Source organism: Niallia circulans (genome assembly GCF_007273535.1).
GTDB classification, from domain to species: Bacteria; Bacillota; Bacilli; order Bacillales; family Cytobacillaceae; genus Niallia; species Niallia circulans_B.
The window spans coordinates 22,317-38,816 of sequence record NZ_CM017505.1 but is presented as its reverse complement, the minus strand read 5'-3'; the positions used below and the strand labels follow the sequence as shown (position 1 = coordinate 38,816).

General features: G+C 31.4%; 18 protein-coding genes. 13 read left to right on the top strand and 5 right to left on the bottom strand.

The window, feature by feature from the left end:
* The first annotated feature begins 17 nt into the window (after positions 1 to 17).
* From mobP2 to cptIN, 7 genes are all read left to right on the top strand, one after another.
* Complete coding sequence (mobP2, locus tag CEQ21_RS00190; protein WP_185762746.1) at positions 18 to 1,550, top strand: MobP2 family relaxase; 1,533 nt, start codon at positions 18 to 20, stop codon at positions 1,548 to 1,550.
* A 99-nt stretch (positions 1,551 to 1,649) separates the two neighbouring features.
* Positions 1,650 to 1,892, top strand: a complete 243-nt coding sequence (locus CEQ21_RS00185) for a DUF5511 family protein (protein ID WP_185762745.1) — start codon at positions 1,650 to 1,652, stop codon at positions 1,890 to 1,892.
* On the top strand, positions 1,885 to 4,044 hold the full coding sequence (locus CEQ21_RS00180) for an ArdC family protein (protein ID WP_185762744.1): 2,160 nt from the start codon (positions 1,885 to 1,887) through the stop codon (positions 4,042 to 4,044). Before CEQ21_RS00185 ends, CEQ21_RS00180 begins: the two co-directional genes overlap by 8 nt.
* A gap of 8 nt (positions 4,045 to 4,052) precedes the next feature.
* Positions 4,053 to 4,442, top strand: a complete 390-nt coding sequence (locus CEQ21_RS00175; RefSeq protein WP_185762743.1) for a hypothetical protein — start codon at positions 4,053 to 4,055, stop codon at positions 4,440 to 4,442.
* Positions 4,443 to 4,521: 79 nt separating this feature from the next.
* The gene (locus tag CEQ21_RS00170) at positions 4,522 to 5,091 is read left to right on the top strand and encodes a metal-dependent hydrolase (protein ID WP_185762742.1); all 570 of its coding nucleotides are present in this window, start codon (positions 4,522 to 4,524) and stop codon (positions 5,089 to 5,091) included.
* Between the two features lie 19 nt (positions 5,092 to 5,110).
* Positions 5,111 to 6,094 (top strand): DUF3991 domain-containing protein, encoded by a 984-nt coding sequence (locus CEQ21_RS00165; protein WP_185762741.1) that lies wholly within the window; start codon positions 5,111 to 5,113, stop codon positions 6,092 to 6,094.
* A 491-nt stretch (positions 6,095 to 6,585) separates the two neighbouring features.
* Positions 6,586 to 7,185 (top strand): type III toxin-antitoxin system CptIN family toxin, encoded by a 600-nt coding sequence (cptIN, locus tag CEQ21_RS00160; protein ID WP_185762740.1) that lies wholly within the window; start codon positions 6,586 to 6,588, stop codon positions 7,183 to 7,185.
* Between the two features lie 293 nt (positions 7,186 to 7,478).
* Here cptIN and CEQ21_RS00155 read toward each other — a convergent pair whose 3' ends face one another.
* Positions 7,479 to 8,129: a hypothetical protein gene (locus CEQ21_RS00155; RefSeq protein ID WP_185762739.1), complete on the bottom strand. Its 651-nt coding sequence runs from the start codon at positions 8,127 to 8,129 to the stop codon at positions 7,479 to 7,481.
* A gap of 230 nt (positions 8,130 to 8,359) precedes the next feature.
* On the opposite strand from CEQ21_RS00155, the gene CEQ21_RS00150 reads away from it, so the two are divergent.
* On the top strand, positions 8,360 to 9,346 hold the full coding sequence (locus CEQ21_RS00150) for a hypothetical protein (RefSeq protein ID WP_185762738.1): 987 nt from the start codon (positions 8,360 to 8,362) through the stop codon (positions 9,344 to 9,346).
* A gap of 66 nt (positions 9,347 to 9,412) precedes the next feature.
* On the opposite strand, the gene CEQ21_RS00145 is transcribed toward CEQ21_RS00150, so the two are convergent.
* Complete coding sequence (locus tag CEQ21_RS00145) at positions 9,413 to 10,048, bottom strand: hypothetical protein (RefSeq protein WP_185762737.1); 636 nt, start codon at positions 10,046 to 10,048, stop codon at positions 9,413 to 9,415.
* Positions 10,032 to 10,514, bottom strand: coding sequence for a hypothetical protein (locus CEQ21_RS00140; protein ID WP_185762736.1), 483 nt, complete (start codon positions 10,512 to 10,514; stop codon positions 10,032 to 10,034). The genes CEQ21_RS00145 and CEQ21_RS00140 overlap by 17 nt, the downstream gene beginning before the upstream one ends.
* 343 nt (positions 10,515 to 10,857) lie before the next feature.
* Between CEQ21_RS00140 and CEQ21_RS00135 the strand changes: the two genes are divergently transcribed.
* The 5 genes from CEQ21_RS00135 (at position 10,858) to CEQ21_RS00115 (ending at position 14,574) form a co-directional block, all read left to right on the top strand.
* Positions 10,858 to 11,376: a MerR family transcriptional regulator gene (locus CEQ21_RS00135; RefSeq protein ID WP_185762735.1), complete on the top strand. Its 519-nt coding sequence runs from the start codon at positions 10,858 to 10,860 to the stop codon at positions 11,374 to 11,376.
* A 740-nt stretch (positions 11,377 to 12,116) separates the two neighbouring features.
* Positions 12,117 to 12,389: a DUF5839 family protein gene (locus CEQ21_RS00130; protein ID WP_185762734.1), complete on the top strand. Its 273-nt coding sequence runs from the start codon at positions 12,117 to 12,119 to the stop codon at positions 12,387 to 12,389.
* A 57-nt stretch (positions 12,390 to 12,446) separates the two neighbouring features.
* Positions 12,447 to 13,661 carry an Alp7A family actin-like protein gene (locus CEQ21_RS00125; RefSeq protein WP_185762733.1) on the top strand — a complete coding sequence of 405 codons (1,215 nt, stop codon included), beginning with the start codon at positions 12,447 to 12,449 and terminating at the stop codon, positions 13,659 to 13,661.
* Positions 13,662 to 13,675: 14 nt separating this feature from the next.
* Positions 13,676 to 14,107, top strand: a complete 432-nt coding sequence (locus CEQ21_RS00120; protein WP_185762732.1) for a hypothetical protein — start codon at positions 13,676 to 13,678, stop codon at positions 14,105 to 14,107.
* A gap of 89 nt (positions 14,108 to 14,196) precedes the next feature.
* Complete coding sequence (locus CEQ21_RS00115) at positions 14,197 to 14,574, top strand: hypothetical protein (RefSeq protein WP_185762731.1); 378 nt, start codon at positions 14,197 to 14,199, stop codon at positions 14,572 to 14,574.
* A 432-nt stretch (positions 14,575 to 15,006) separates the two neighbouring features.
* Here CEQ21_RS00115 and CEQ21_RS00110 read toward each other — a convergent pair whose 3' ends face one another.
* Both CEQ21_RS00110 and CEQ21_RS00105 read right to left on the bottom strand, forming a co-directional pair.
* Positions 15,007 to 15,732 (bottom strand): hypothetical protein, encoded by a 726-nt coding sequence (locus tag CEQ21_RS00110; protein WP_185762730.1) that lies wholly within the window; start codon positions 15,730 to 15,732, stop codon positions 15,007 to 15,009.
* Positions 15,733 to 15,990: 258 nt separating this feature from the next.
* Positions 15,991 to 16,293, bottom strand: coding sequence for a hypothetical protein (locus CEQ21_RS00105; protein WP_185762729.1), 303 nt, complete (start codon positions 16,291 to 16,293; stop codon positions 15,991 to 15,993).
* Positions 16,294 to 16,500 lie beyond the last annotated feature (207 nt).

Sequence of the window (16,500 nt, the reverse complement as noted above, 5' to 3'; positions counted from 1 at the left end):
TAGAAAGAAGGGGTTAGATGGGAAAACCAAGTGTTATATTAACTTCGCAATTTACAACACCAAAAGCCAAAAGCTTTTCTACTTATGTAAATTATATGACTCGAAAAGAAGCATTGTTAGAAGGTAAAAAGGATTTAACAGATGCAGAAGAAAAGGAATTAACCAGGATTCAACATGTCATTAATAAATATGATATGGAACAAGGACAAGCGTACTTATCAGGTAATCAAGAAGTGGATCTTTCTGAAAAAGAAATAGAGGCCAATACGATATTAAAAACAAAAACTGATTTTCAAAATGATACAGATTTTAGTAAATATATCTCTTATATGAGTCGGCAATATGCTTTAGAAAAGAAAAACAATTTATCTCTTGATGAGGAAAAGGAATTAGAAGTAATAAAACATTCTATTTCTAATTTACCTAATGAAAAATTAATAAGAGAAGAAAAAACACCTTCATTAGAAATAAAGGAAGGTGTTTTTTCTATTGATAAAGATTCCTTAACCATAAAGGATCTGGAACAAGTTCATGAAACGATTAAGAAGGCCCAAAATAACGGATCTGTCTTTTATCAAGATGTTATAAGTTTCGATAATGAATTTCTAATAAAAGAAAAGATACTTAATCCAGATACCAATGAATTAGATGAAAAGAAGATCCAGTATGCTAGTAGAAAAATGATGGATAGCATGTTCAAAGATGAAAAATTAGATTCTGGTTATTGGTTTGCTTCCATTCATCGAAATACAAAACATATTCATATTCATTACGGTACAGTTGAGCTTAAAAACACCAGGGAATTAATATTTTTAGAAGAAGATGGTGTTTCTTATTTAGCTCCGAAAGGCAAACGAAAACAGAAGACTATTGATAATATGAAGAGTACTTTTGCGAATGCCTTAATAGATCGTACAGCCGAGCTTTCCAGGATCTCTGAATTGAGAAATACACTAGTGGATGAGATTAAACAAACTTATGCAGATAAGGAATACCAAGAACAAAAAAAGTTGTTAAAAGACATATATAGTGAGCTCCCTTCCAATAAAAAACATTGGCAATACGGAAGTAAACATGTGACAGACCAAACTAGAAATAAAATTGATCAAATCACAGAATCATTAATGAGAAATAGCCCTCATTACAAAGAGTACTTAGAAAAAACAGAAGAAGAAAGCAGCTATCGAAAAGAGTTGTTCGGGGATACCAAAAGAGCTGATAAGGATTATGGAATGAATAAAAAGAAAGACATTCAAAAAAGGTTAGGAAATGCCTTATTAGCTCAAATGAAAAAGCAAACAACGGCTGCTGAAGCAATGAAAAGGAATTATCAAGATAATCCTTATAGGGTTAAAAATAATGAAGAAGGTAGCTATAAAACGGAAAGAAGTTATAAACAAAAAAGCTATAAAAGACCGGTGATAAGTCGAAAAACCATGCACCAATTAGAACGGGCAGTAAATGATGATTATGCAAAATATAGAGCTGAAAAAGAACATGAACAAGTGCAACAAAGAATTGCCTGGGAACAGAAAAGAAATGAATTATAGTTAGTAGTCTTTTATTCCTTAAAGGAGGTGAAAGGTATGCTTTCTAATCTATTTAAAAAAAGGAACAAAACTAAATAAATACCATAGGAGGAACAAAACATGTTAGAAATTGAAAATGAAATGGAAAACGATTATTCAGTTGGTGAACTATTCATGATTGAGGAAATCGATGCAGAATCAAATAAATTGATTCTAGCAAATTATGTATTTAATAAAAGAAAAGAAGTAAGTGTTTCTGATGAAAGGATTGCATTCTATGCGCAGCAATTTGATCAGGCGGTAGAAAATAATTTATTCCTTTTTGTTGAGTATGATGAAAGAAGAGGTGTTATCGTTGGCTAATCCAAAGTATAACCGTAAAACAAGTGAAGAAAGAAAACAGGAAATTCAAGCTATCTCCGAAAAAGCATTACAGCAAATTGAAAAATACACAAAGTCCGTTGATGATGTCTTAGAATATGCAAACTTTATGTCTCGTTTTCATTCCTATTCAGCGAATAATTTAGCACTTATCCAGCAGCAATTTGAAGGAGCAGAAGCAGTTTCCAGCTTTAAAGATTGGAAGGATAAAGGCTATTCTGTACAAAAGGGTGAAAAGGGAATACAAATATTAAGTTATGCGCCTGTTACTCTATTTAAAGATGCTAAAGGAGAAATGAAACAACTTTCACAGGCCACACCACAAGAAAAGAAATTGATTAAAGACGGTCAGATCCCGACAAGAAAAATTGCTAATTTTAAAGTTGGTCATGTATTCGATATATCCCAAACCAATGCACCGATAGAAGATCTACCGAAAATATTCCCTAATAAACAGTTTAACTTTCAAATCGAAGAAGGTAGAAATGCCGAGCATTTAAGAAAAGGAATAGAAGCTGTTTCTAAAGAATTAAACATCGATATTAGAGATATGCGACAATCTGAATTAGGTGTAACAGAATTAGGAGCATCTAAAGGTGCCTTTGTTCAAGGTAAAGATGGAAAAGAAATTGTTATGAATAGTCGTAACACGGAAACCCAAGCATTAGCAACATCTATTCATGAATTGGCCCATGCCAAGCTGCACATAAAGGGTGGCGAATATGACAATATGGAGAGAGCAACAAAGGAATTCCAAGCAGAATTAACCTCCTATATTGTGTGTAAGCATTTTGGAATGGATACATCCGAAAAGGCTATTCCGTATATCGCAACATGGACACAAAACGGAGAAAAGATTGAAGATAAACAAAAGGCTTTGGAAGGTGTTCATAAAACGGCTAAAGAGTTTATTGAGATTATGGATACTTTCATTTCAGAGGAAAAGGAAAAAGAAATGCAGGTAGCAAATGAACAAGAAGTGAAGCCGGAATTTAACGATAGACAATTACATTATATGAGTAACATTTTGATAGCAGATGAAGCTTCCCTTAGAAAAAATATAAATATTGATCCTTGGTCAGATAATTTTTATGAAAACCTATCTAATGGAACAGTTGAACGTACACAAGCTGTAGAAAAACATTTAAACCAGGATGAAATAAACCAAGTTATGCAGGAAGTCAATGTATACCGGAATGAAATTGATGCGAAAGAAGAATTCACCTCAACTAACTTATATGATTTGGTACGTGGTAAAGACATTCTTAAATTTAAAGAGTTGAAAGAACAAATTAAAGATTGGCAAGAAGATAGTAAAGATATCAACCCTATACCTGGTATCGAAGAACAAATTTTCCGAGATAAATTAGAATATGACAGAATTGATACTACTTATGATAAAGATGATAATGATCGGAAAGCCCTAACAAAGTTACAAACTAGGATTGAACTGAACAGTATAAAAGTGCAAGAAAGCGAATTGACAACTGCAACTAATGGTGAATATTCGATGATTGCAGATCAAGAGATTAAGCAAGAAGAAGTAAAAATGTATCCAATAGATCCGGACGAAGCAATTTATTGCGAACTGACAGGAAAAGCAATTCCTGATAATGATATTTATTATAGAACGAATGATGGAAAATCTCTTTCTGAAGAGGCCAAAATGCTAATGTATACGAATGATGAATGGACAAAATCAACGGAAAACGGCAATTACCAAACCTTTAACTTTTATAGCGTTCACTTGTCAAACAGTGACATGACAAGTAAGAAACCTGAACCAAGAATTGATAATAAAAATGAATACTACTTTTATGATGGTCAATCAAAACCTGTAAAGTTAGGAACAGTTTCAGATATTGTTTCTAGCGCTCAAAATCAGGAATCGATTGACCATTTTTCTTTGGATAAAGAATTTATTCGGGATTTGGCTTTTTCTAAGAATGAACCAAAAGAAGAATTTAACGAAAAAATGCAGAAACACAATGTCCTTAAAAGCCCTAAACTAAAGGATTTCCAACAAGCAAATGAGCGCTTAGGACTAGAGAAGAACCAAAACCTAATAGACATTAAAAAAGAAGCAGGCATAAGAGCACAAATGGCTGCTTTAAAAATGGGTATGCAAAGGTAGGGGATTACATGGAGTGTTTAAAAGTAAAGCATATGAGGGCTTTAATTCTTACCCATGAAATAAATGTACCAGACTATTTAATTCAAAAAGTAAGTGAAAATTGCTTTTTAATTCATAGAGAATTAGAACCTAAAGAGCTGCATTATTATGCTAATGAAAAGGAACGAATTTTAGAATACAAAGGACAAAAGTTTCTTTTAAGTATTAGTTCTTTTGAATCTTTAGTGGAAGCAGAAAAGGCCATATTAGAATATTGGTCCGTCATAAAAATGATGGATATAAAAGTAAAAAGTAAAATTAATTATTTGTTATCTAGAGGATCTAATCATTTAAAAGGAGTTCTATCGCATGGAATTTCAAAATCACTTAGAAGAAATACTGTTAGAAAATCATCTTAAAAAAGTTGGGATTGTTAAGGAGCTGCTTTAAGCAAAAGCGGCTCTTTCTTTTATCTAGAAAAATTAAAGGAGAAACAAAATGCAGTATAAAACACACCTTTCCACTTCTTTAGTCGTTGCCCTGCCTGTAATGGGTGCTACAAATACTTTGACAATAGGAACTGTTTTAGCCGTTGGTCTTGGTGCAGTCTTTCCAGATATAGATGAGCCGCATTCCTGGATTGGAAGCCGTACAAGGGGAATTTCTGACCTTATAAAAGGCTTTTTTGGACATAGGGGCTTAACGCATTCTTTAATGGGCCTATTTATCGTTTTTCTAACAATGGTCCTAATGGTTAGCTTTACACCTTTTAGCCCTGTTATCGGTCTTTATTTCATTCTAGGATACCTTTTACATTTAGTTGGAGATAGTTTTAGTAAATCAGGGGTTAAATGGTTATTACCCTTCTCGGACAAAGCTTTTCAATCTGGTTTGGGTGTCGTTTATTACAAAACAGGTTTTCTTGCAGAACGAATTATTTTTATCGTAAGTATGTTGCTTTTAGTTGCCCAAGTAAGAGCGCTCAACTTTGAAAGCCTATTTAATTTAAACATTGTCCAAGCAATATCAAATGTGATCAAGAACGCGACTTCATTTATTGGATCTTAACTATTAGGAGGAATTTTATATGCCGGCTTTTACAAAAGAACACATTAAACAAGCGGAAGCAATTGATATTATAGATTATTGTGAGCAAAACGGAATCGATGTAAAGAGTGATAACGAACGTTATTACCGGTTAGTAGAACATGATAGTTGTGTGATAGACAGAAGAAAAAACGCATTTTATTGGAACAGCAGAGGAAAAGGCGGTAATGTAATTAACTTTGTTCAAGAAATCGAACAAACTAACTTTATGGGGGCTATGAACAGCCTATTAAATAAGGAGTATGAATATCAAAATAATAAAAACGTTAAGTTTATAAGTGAACCTTATGAGTATTCCGCAGAAAATGAAGTTGATACGTTTGATAAAGCAAGAGATTATCTTGTTAAAGAAAGAAAAATTGATGGTGCTATAGTGGATTATCTTCACAATCAGGGAATCATTAAACAGGACAAAAACAATAATGTCCTTTTTTTGTGGAAAGATTATGAAAATGTGATGGGATGCAGCGAACAAGGAACGGTCCACTCTGATAAATTTAAAAGAGGATCTTGGAAGTCTATACAGAAAAACTCAACGGCCAATTATGGATTTAACTTCCTTAATGGAGAACCAAAAAACTTAAAAATGTTTGAATCTTCTATAGATGCTTTGAGTTATGCGACTTTAAATAAAGGGAAAATTCAAGATACCTGGTTAATAAGTATGGAGGGCCTAAAACATAATACCGTACTTAATTACGTTATAAAAGCAAAGGAAAGGCTTGGAGATGCGCCGGATCATGTTTCTCTATGTGTAGATAATGATGCTGGTGGAAAAGCCTTTATAGAAAAATTAAGCATGATTCAGATTAAGCAAAAAGATGGCAGCATGTATGATTTTGACCATGAACTTCCTAATAATGAATCCGGTAAAGACTGGAATGAACAGTTGAAATTCGAGGTAAAACAGCGGGAGCAAAAAAGACAGAAACAACAACATTTTTTTAATCAACAAAGATCTTAATTAATGCGCAAAATAAAAAAATAACACGACAAAAAGCCAAACGGAGCTTACTCGTTCAGCTAAAATCTTCTTTAATATTCGTCAATAACCCAATTTTCACTAGGCGAAGACTATCTCCAGGAGATTTATCGTTTTTTGCTATGTAGGAAAGATGGCCATCTTTATGAATCCTTTTAGCCTTAGCAGTTTAAACAAAATTCAAATAAACTATTCACGTATTAACAAATAAATTATATTAAGATCATTTAAGATAATTGACATAGAATACGACGTAAAGTATAATTATATTATTATTAAGTGTGTCGCTATTCCTTGAGCGACGAATAAAAAAGGAGTCGTTACCCCTATATAACGACTAAGAAAAAGGGACCGGAGACCCTCAATTCGGTTAAGAAACTTAGGGCCTTGTAAGTATACGTCGTCAAAGAAGCTAGAGAATTATATTCTCTAGCTTCTTTTTTGTTCTTTATTGATCTAGCTGGGAGAAGAGAATGAATAACGGTATTAAAAAACATTATATATACACAATTAAAAATGAATTTTTCGAGGATTTTCCAGATCCCCAACTTAAAAGCAAAGGCGATAATAGGCCGAATTATTATGTTTTTCAGGGGAAAGAAAATAAAGATATATTATGGTTTGTTCCTATGTCAACACAAACTGAAAAATACGAAAGACTAATACAGCAGAAAGAAGCACAAGGTAAACCTACCGATTTTGCTCATGTTTGTCAGGTAGGTCCTAGAAAACAGGCTTTTGTCATTCAGGATATGTTCCCTGTAACAAAGGATTATATAAAAGAAGATTATATTGTTAGGAACAGTCATTACAACGTGAGTAGCCCTGAAGATATCAAGATCATACAAAATAAGGCTCAAAAGGTTCAAAACCTTTTAAACAGAGGTGTTAAGATAGTTCCTAAACAGGCAGATGTAAAGAGCATTGAAAAACAATTAATTCAAAAATTAGAAGAGAAAGATCCTAAACAAGAATTACAGAAGGATCAAACTAACCAGGATCTAGAAAAGGAACAAAGAGAGCAAAAAAGAAAAGCTGCTATAAGAAGACATTTAGCAAGGAGAGAAAGATAAAGAAATAAAAAAGAGAAGGCTTAGTAATTTTTCCTACTAACCCTTCTCTTCAACAAATACTTATTGTTTATTTACTTTAAATAATTTTTTAATATCTTCCCCCACTTTAGGAGTATAAAGTGCCATACATAATCCAATCAAAAATATAATAAACCCACTAAATCCAGTAGTTAAAAACGGGATACTTTCGGAAAAATAAAATATTGTTAGAATCACAATGTATATGATCCCAATAAGATTTATTATAATCCTTTTTTTATTCATGTTTTCATCCCTAATTTCTTTATGACTTTTTAATATCTTGATAGTATTCTATATGCAGCTGGATAGTTTGATCCTGTATTATTAGGAGTAACAGTTAATTTGACACCTCTTATTTGCCCACGAAGAATTTGATATGCAGATTCCTTCCACCAGGCGTCTTGTCTATTACTCATATCAGCCAAAGACCAAACCGTTGCTCCTACAGCTGTACCAATAAAAGGATTCTTTTTAATAACACTAATAGCAATTCCTATTACATAGTCAGTCAGTGGATTAGACGCATACTTTAACCAGTTTCTTGAATTATCTAAATGGTCAACCACTTGTAATACTTCCTTCAGTTTGTAGTATCTCACATATGGCTTTAAACCGACAGCTGCTGTTGAATAGGAAGACTTAGCAACAGTGGATACATTTATGCTATTAGTTTTATTATACTCTAAAGACTTTTGAATTTCCGCAGTTCTAAAGTCATCATTTTCCAGTTTCGCAATGTACTCTTGTTCATGTGATTTAGGAACTTCAGCTAGGATATTTTGTTCCTCATCTGAATAAAGAGTAACCAATACCAATTCTTCATCACTCTGTCCATCATTCTCACTAGCAAATGCAAGTTTAGTAGGTAACAAGGTTCCTAATAATAATACAAATACAAACAGTCCTATAATTTGCTTTTTCAAAATAGCTCCCCTTTTCTATCTATTAGTTATTTTTATACATTTTAATAATATGATAAATAATTTTAACAAAAAAGGGTTTTTTTTACAGTTCGTTTATGTTATGTAAACGTTTTAAAACATATAAATTATTGCTAAATAAATCCCTATTTCGAAAAGTCTTTTAATTGCTCTTAAATTTAATTTTGCGTTAATGTTAAAATATATAATCATTGGTAGAGGCAGGGGGAACTGTGAAAAGTATATTAAGTTATTGGATTGGAGAAATGAATAAACAAGGCATTTCAAATAATCATATCAAAGCAATGAAGGACAGGATTTTAATTAGTGAAAGTGATTATCACTTATATTACGATGAAGTTAACAATAATAAATTACCTACTCTTGTAGAAGTTAGTAAAATCCAAGGCATTTCCGGAGGTTGGGTTACAGAAAATAGGTCAATTTATGAATTGTTTTTTTCTGTAACACGAGAAATAAGTACAAACGGTAGAGGATCGCTTCACAGTCAAAGAATACAGCAAAATGTAGACAGTTTAATAAATAATGGTCTTGAATACCAATATAAATTTTACATTGATGATAGTATTGAATATAGACTAAGAGATGGTCTTCCAAAATTCAATTATTATATGGATGATGAAGTGTATTTTTCTAATGCTACACATCGTACAGTTAGTGCTATTATGTTTAATGCACCAATGATGGTTGGTTACCTTACTAAATATAAAAAGAATCCCCTAAAGTTTAATAATTATTTATTAAACAAGGAAACTAAGAATCAATGGGTAGCATTTTTGGATACTCTTTCTGGTCTAAATATAAAGAAGTCTTCCTTAGACCAATATGGAATTCAATTAAAAAACTCCCCTACTGATATTAAGTTTTATTTTCATAATCCCTTAATTACAGCGAATTACGAAAATCTGAATTACCCTGAACTATTTATGAATGAGAAGAGAAGAGTTGAGGAAATTATTAAGAAGCTCGAAGAGGTAAATACTCTCCTTGTGATATCTTCAGTAAAATCAGGGGTTTTACCTTTGCCATTTCGTTTGTTAAAAAAATTTAAACTTCGTTTAACTTATGACTTTTTTATGGATTTTTATAAAATAGAAAACCATTATTTTGATCTAAATGATTCACCAAATATCATAGTTGAAAAAATACATAATCTAGTTAGAGCAAAGTTAATTAAAGATAATGCACCACGTTATTAATACTTATACTTGCTAAGTAATAAATTTGCATTTGGGTAAAAGCCGACATCTATTGGATATCGGCTTTTAATTATGCTGTAGCTTTTTAACAATATTTTGCTGAACAGCAACCGAATTTCCGTTTTCTTGAACTGATTTTATAAAATCTAAATAGATAATTGCCATTACTTGTTCTACAGTTATTGCTTTTTCTTTTAAAAATGGAGCTAAATCATGCAGTAGTATTTCACCGCGCAAAATCACTTTTTGCTGAATCCTTATAGTTAAATAAGCAGATTTTTCTTCTTCCTCTGCTACTTCTTCCGGATCTTCTTCTATTTCATATTCTTCATATTGAAACAGGTTGTTATTTATTTTATTAAATACTCGTTTTTGGATTATCTTTGATGGGAAATACTTGTCCATGCTTATACTTAAATAATTGGCTACTTCTTCATTTTTCACTCCCTTTTTAATCTGTTTCATAAAATCTAAATAAAGCATATAAACAAATTGGCTTATGTTAAAAGAACTGAAGGAAGAAATCTCTTCAGGGTAATTGTCCTTAACATCTTCTATAAATACTTGTCCACGTAAATAATCATAGTATGGTAATTTTACAGTTATATATTTTTTTGCTGCAAAGATGGAATGAAACATACCTTTAAAGTCGGCAGTCATTTTTTCACTTAGAACATTTAAAGAGCTATAGGATTTTTTCAATATTACCCTCCCCTTCCAACCATCTTAAAACGGACATAATAACCATATAAGCGGTTTTTCTTTCTGAGAAACCCTTTTGTATAGCTAACCCAAAAGGGCCGCCTATTTCGCGTTCATATATCGTTTCCAATGGGTTTGTGTGCATATATTGTTTAGAATCTTTATAAGGCCAGTCCCAAGATAAAATATGTTGATTATTTATTCCATATAAAAGTAACAACGTATTTAATTTAGTTTGTCGAATAAGATCGGTCCCCTGCCCTTCGGACTTACGTTGAACTTGTTTACATAAGGATTGCAATTTTATCTTTTCAATGCTTGATACAGGAAACTTTAAGTTATGAGTTTTATCACTTCGGACCTTTCGGTCTTTGTTTCTTTTTCCTTCTAATGCTTTTGATTGATTTTCCCTATTTTCTTTTTTTATTATTCTTTGCTCATTAAATAATGGATTCAAGTACTCCACTCTTCTTCCCCCCCTAACCTAAAATACAATTTATCTCCAGGTCACTTTTCCAGTTTTCCACTCTAATAGATATATAGGCTAATGGAGGGACAGCTAGAACAAATTTATTTAACTATTCTTGTATATTTTTAATTTGCTATGACCAAACTTGTTTTATATAAATTTATTCGAGGTGGATACAATGAAAAAAAGCACTAAAAACAAAGATCCTAAAGTATCAAAATTTCTTAAACGCATAACAAAAGACTTTAAAGATACTGACTGTAAACAAGTGAGTATAAAAATTAAGTAAAGGATTTTACGCGATATATGTCGAATTACTTTCGATGAGGTGATAAACGCTATGGAAAACACTGAATCATATGGGTATTTCGCAAAGGATGTTGCGCTTAACCTGGATATAACTACTTCTACTTTAAGAAGATGGTCTATTGAATTAGAGAAGCTTAATTATACTTTTGAACGTAACAATAAGGATCAACGCATATACTATGAACGCGATTTTAAGGTGTTTAGGGAATTGAAAAAACTACTTGCTAATGATGTAGCTTTAACAGACGCGTTAAAAGCTGTTGTATCAATGGATTTAGACACTAAAAACGCCGTTCAAACGCATAGTGTTCACAAGGATGAAATACGCGTTTCTAAGAGTGAGTTAGAGGATCTTATACATAAGACAGTTAAACAAGCAGTTGAGGAAGAACGCGAAGCTATGTTGAAGGCCTTTGAACTTAAAATAAATGATGTGGTTGAGCAAAGAGACCGAGTTTTAACTACTCAATTACAGAATGCTTTAGAAGAAAGACGGCTAGAAATAGCTGCTGCTACTGAAGAAAAAAGATGGTGGGAATTTTGGAAATGAACGGCGTTTAAACGCCGTTCATTTTTATTGTTGAATTCAACAAAACGAAACAGCAATAATAAACGCTTAAAACCTTATTAGATAAACTTTTTAACACATGTGCTTCCACAAAAAAACACATAGCGTTCATGCTTTCCAGTGTTTATTTAAGTGTTTTTCTAAGATGTTTCTGTTTAAAAGATACCGGATTTCACTTTTTACATTTTAGGTACTTTTCTGCAAGAAGATCCCTTCTTAATCATCTAAAGTAAGGGATCTTCTGCAAGGTATATTTATATTGGAGTTAATAAAAAACGATTTAACTTGATACTTTGTATTTTGTCCATTAATAAAATTTGTTATGTAAAAGATTCTACTTAGGTTCCATAGTAAAGGTTTGAAAGATACCAATTTTTCTAAGATAGAAAATCGGTATCTTTTTTGTTTCTAATTAAAATAAAGGTTTTTGTATATAAATGTCCAATTTATAAATGAAAGTTAACACCAAAAATCAAGTGCACAACGTTGTTGTATTAGTTTTTATCACATCTTATTAAATGCACAACGTTGTAACGTTGAATAGTATATATTTCAATCTATTTTCTTGTTAATTTTAAATAAGTGCACAATGTTGTGCACTTATTTAATGAAAATACTTGTAATCCTATTATTTATATGAGATAATATAAATATAAGTTAACAACGTTGTGCAGTTAATTATTTTTAGAAAAAATGGAGACTGAAGAGGGGAGCAACCTGATTTGAATAATAATACTATATCTGCTTTTCATATCTGGAGTAATAAAAATGGCGTAATAAAGCTAAATACCAACACGTTATATAACTGGCACATACCAAAAAATCTAAGAGTCGAACCGATTCAACCAGGCGATATTGTTTTAGTTCAAACTCAAAAAGGATTAAAGCACGTATTGGTTATGAATGTTTGTAGGGAAGAGTTAGAAGAAACAAACAAGCGCTATGAGCGAGTTTTCAAAGTAATAGAACGTGCGCCACAGAAATTAGAGATCTAAGGGATAAATACATATAAATTATTGCAATCAAACTTACATACATAGGAGTGTTTTTAAATGAATATAACAAGACTTAATGCTGATTTTGGAAATTCATATACTAATTTTACTTTTGATAGTTATTATTTTGAGATTCCGACAATTGTTACTGAAATTAAAAAGGAAGCTGCAGAAAGTCTATTTACCGGAAAAGTTGATGAAGTAAAGGATCTTTTAGATCGGTTAGTTATCTGTACAAAAATAGATGATGAGGACCGTTATTTTGTTTTAGGAAACATGGCAGCAAAGAAACACGGAGCTAGCACGCATGTTGAAAGAATGCATGATAAAACTAAGAGCCCAATTCCATATGCTATCTTTATGGCTGCGGTGGCTTACTATTACAAACTAAAGAATCCAGAAGGCGAAAACAAAGCAGCTATTGAAATCGATGCTATGAAAATGATGCTTCCAATTTGGTTATTAAAGAAAGAAACAAAATTCAGCATTGCTTTAGAAAAAATGGAGAAAAGATTTGCAGGTGAGCACCAGGTTACATTATTAACTCCTGGAATGGAAACTGAACTAACAATTAAAGTGAATCAACCAAAATGTTACATTGAGGGAGAAGTATCTAGATGGGCATTGAAATATAAAATTGTAAATGATGAAGAAAACAATGCAACTGTTATTGTCAAAAGACCGGAAGCTAGCATGTTTGAAGATACACCTACAGTATTCACAGATATAGGTGGTGGCTCTGTGGATGATGTACTATTAGCAACTGGATTGAATGCACCTGTTAGTAGAGATAGCTTCCAAATTATCGATATAGAACCATTTTTAGGACGTTTAGAAGTACTACGTAAAGAAAAGTTAATTGAGTACTTTGAGGATCTTAAGAGCTTAGAAAGCTTCATAGTTGAGAATCATAAGGAACAGAAGTATATATTGGAAAATGAAAACACAGGTAAGAAAGAGGATCTAACTACTGAAATTACAGGAATGCTTCAAGAATATGCAGAGCAGTTAAGTGAACTTGTAACAAAGGCATACAATACAGATAGACAACGTAAGAAATACGTCTATTTTGGTGGAGAAGCTCCTATTTTAGCTCCATATATTCAAGAAGCCATTGTTAAATTAACAAGTGAAAAGGTTTTAGAAAATAATCATTTCTTCTTACATGAATTTTTACAAGATGATGAAAATGAAGTATTTAAACCAACAGCAAGAACTATCAACCTAGTAGCGTTAGAAATACTTAGCTTAAATGAGCAATCTCAAAAATAAAAAGTAGGGATATTATGACTACAAAAAAACCAAGACTTAGCCTGACTGTTAATAAGATGCCTGAAGATGTTTATCAGATTCTTGCAGAAAAAGGGGATTCCAGAAGACTTACACCTTATGTTGTAAGTCTTGTGGAAAAAGAAAAGCAAATGGATCAGATAATATCAAGCCTTTCTTCACTTGAAGCAAAAGAGAAGAAAGTAGATCAATTAATTTCTAGCTTATCTTTAATTTTAGATAAGGTCAGTGGGCTTGAAAATAAAGTTGATGGGCTCGCTGAAGCATTTCATGGACAGCAATTTATAAGTACTATTCAAGAGGATTTTTCTAAAAATGAAGTTCCTGAAGTTAAAGGAAAGGCGCTAAATGAAAAGGAATTAGAGATTAAGTCAGAGAATGTTATAAGCTCTATGAACGAAACTGTGGCATCATATGGCGATTTTTAATATAAATAAAAAAAGATACCGCATTTTATTAAAATAAAAACCGGTATCTTTTTTATTAACGAAAATGTTATAGGATAGGGGAGGAAGATATGAAAAATAATATATATGTAGGTGAAGGGTTTCCTTCATTTCCTGTAAGTACATATACAATATCCAGAACTTATTTATTATTAACTACAGAAGTAAAAAATATGTACCTGGATTCAATAAATTTCTCAATAGATGTTACAGACATTAAAGATAACAAAATAATGACAACTACTGAAATCGTTGAAGCAGATGGAAGAGAATTAAGCTTGTCTACTTTAAGTAAAGAAGCGATTAAAGTTATGAGAACCGAAAGAATGATGAAGTGGGAAAAACAAGTTGATAAGGAAGTCTTTTATCATCTTTTAGATCAATATAAAGATAACTTGCTTGCTGTTAGTAGTAAGGTAATAGAAACGGTTAAAGAGGAATTAAAATGAGAAGAAGGATAAATTCTTCTTCTCATATAAATGACCAAAGAAACTCAGTCCAGGTAGCCATAAATACTACGAAAGAATCTATGCCCGAAGCCACGGAGCTATCGTTATTAAGTCCCAAAATTATTAATGCAATTAATCCAATAAAAAATAAAATTTTCTTCATTTAAAATCTCCCTCAAAATGTTATATTCTAAATCAATATTAACAAAAATTAGAATCAATAAATATGGAAAAACTACTAAAAGTTAACAAAAAAACACTCTAATAAGAGTGCTTTGTTAGGAGATATATTTATTAATATTGCTCACCTTCTAGCAGTATTAAACAATGATGTTGCTGTAATTTGTAAATAAGAAAAACGCACAAAACCTTATTAAATCAATATTTATAACAAACAAACACGCGTATAAACGCATAGCGTTTACTGTTATTTTAAATTAGATAGGAATTAACAACTTCCCTTATATTGTCAATATCTTCAATCTTCTTGAATTCTAATATTATTCTTTCAAGTTCCTGACTAAGAATTAACTTTTTAGGGGAGTCCTCCATTAACTTTTCCTCGAAATTTAATAATGCATTTCTAAACATTTTGGCTCTACCGCCTTTTTGGAAGCCAAAAGATGTTGCATAATCATCTAATTTATCAAATACTTCCTTATCCGTTACTACAAATATTTCTTCCTGTTCTTGGCTTCTCATGCTGTTAAAGTCATTAGTTGGTTTGTACTCATCTAATATAAAACTTGATAATTCATTAACTAATGTTCCGTCCAAAAGAAAATTCCCTAATCTTTCTTTAGTTCCTGCTGGAATAGAAAACCTTTGTTTGTGTATTTCAGGTTTAGATAATGGGTTTTCCTTAATTTTCTCACTAAACTTAGAAATGATATCATTTAATACTTGAGATCGGTCAATATTCCAACTGTTTTGATTTGCTTTTGAAATGATTAGATTAATTTTGTTTATCTCTACATCTCGTAACCGTATTGTATAAGAACTATATTTGGATTGGTCTAATTCCAGATCCATTTCTTTATTTAATGCATACTCATATAATAAATAATTTCTGAATGCAGTTCTCCCTATATGACTAGAGGTTATAGTTTTTATAGCTTTTAATAAACTTAAACTTAAGTTAAAATGGTAATTTTTCATATTTACACCTTTTCATATGGATATAATCAAAAAAAAAGCCCTGAATTTAAATTCAAGGTAAAATAAACAATCAATCAAAAGAAGAAAAATCCACTAATGATATGTAAGTATAATACCATACTTTATAGAAATTCTATACATGTATAGAATTTCTATAACAAAGACTCTAAGTCCTCAGTATTCAAGGTCTTTAATTAATGATTTACTCCTTATAAAAAGGCTTGTGCGCAGCCTTGTAAGCTTACACACAAGCATAGGTCATTGTTTCCGTGTCATTATTATTGTTGGCTTTCTAATCATATAGGAATCATATTTTGCGAAAATATCCATGGCCTTATGAGCAATTACAACTTCTTCATTTTTTAAGTGCAAATATATTAATTGATAGTTAAAACCTGTTTCTCCTGGCATTTGAAAAAACTTAATCATTTTAAGAAAAATCTTTTCCTTTTCTGATAATGTCCCTTTAGGTAATTTATTATTCTCTTCAATATATCCCTTTAGAAAAGGGAAGAAGTTTAATATGTATTTTACAGATTTTAAAGGTTTTTGTTTACTCATTGTATAATCCTACTTTCATCTTTTGAGTGATTGTTTATTTAGCATATAATGCTTTCTCTATAAGTCTATTTATCTCTGATTTATTAAGTGCAGTAATGAGTGGTACTTAGTCCCAACCTTTCTCTATTCCTCCTCGGCATTCAATTATTGATTACATTTAGGGCACCTGTGATAAGGGATTATTCTTGATTCTAATTCTGAATAATT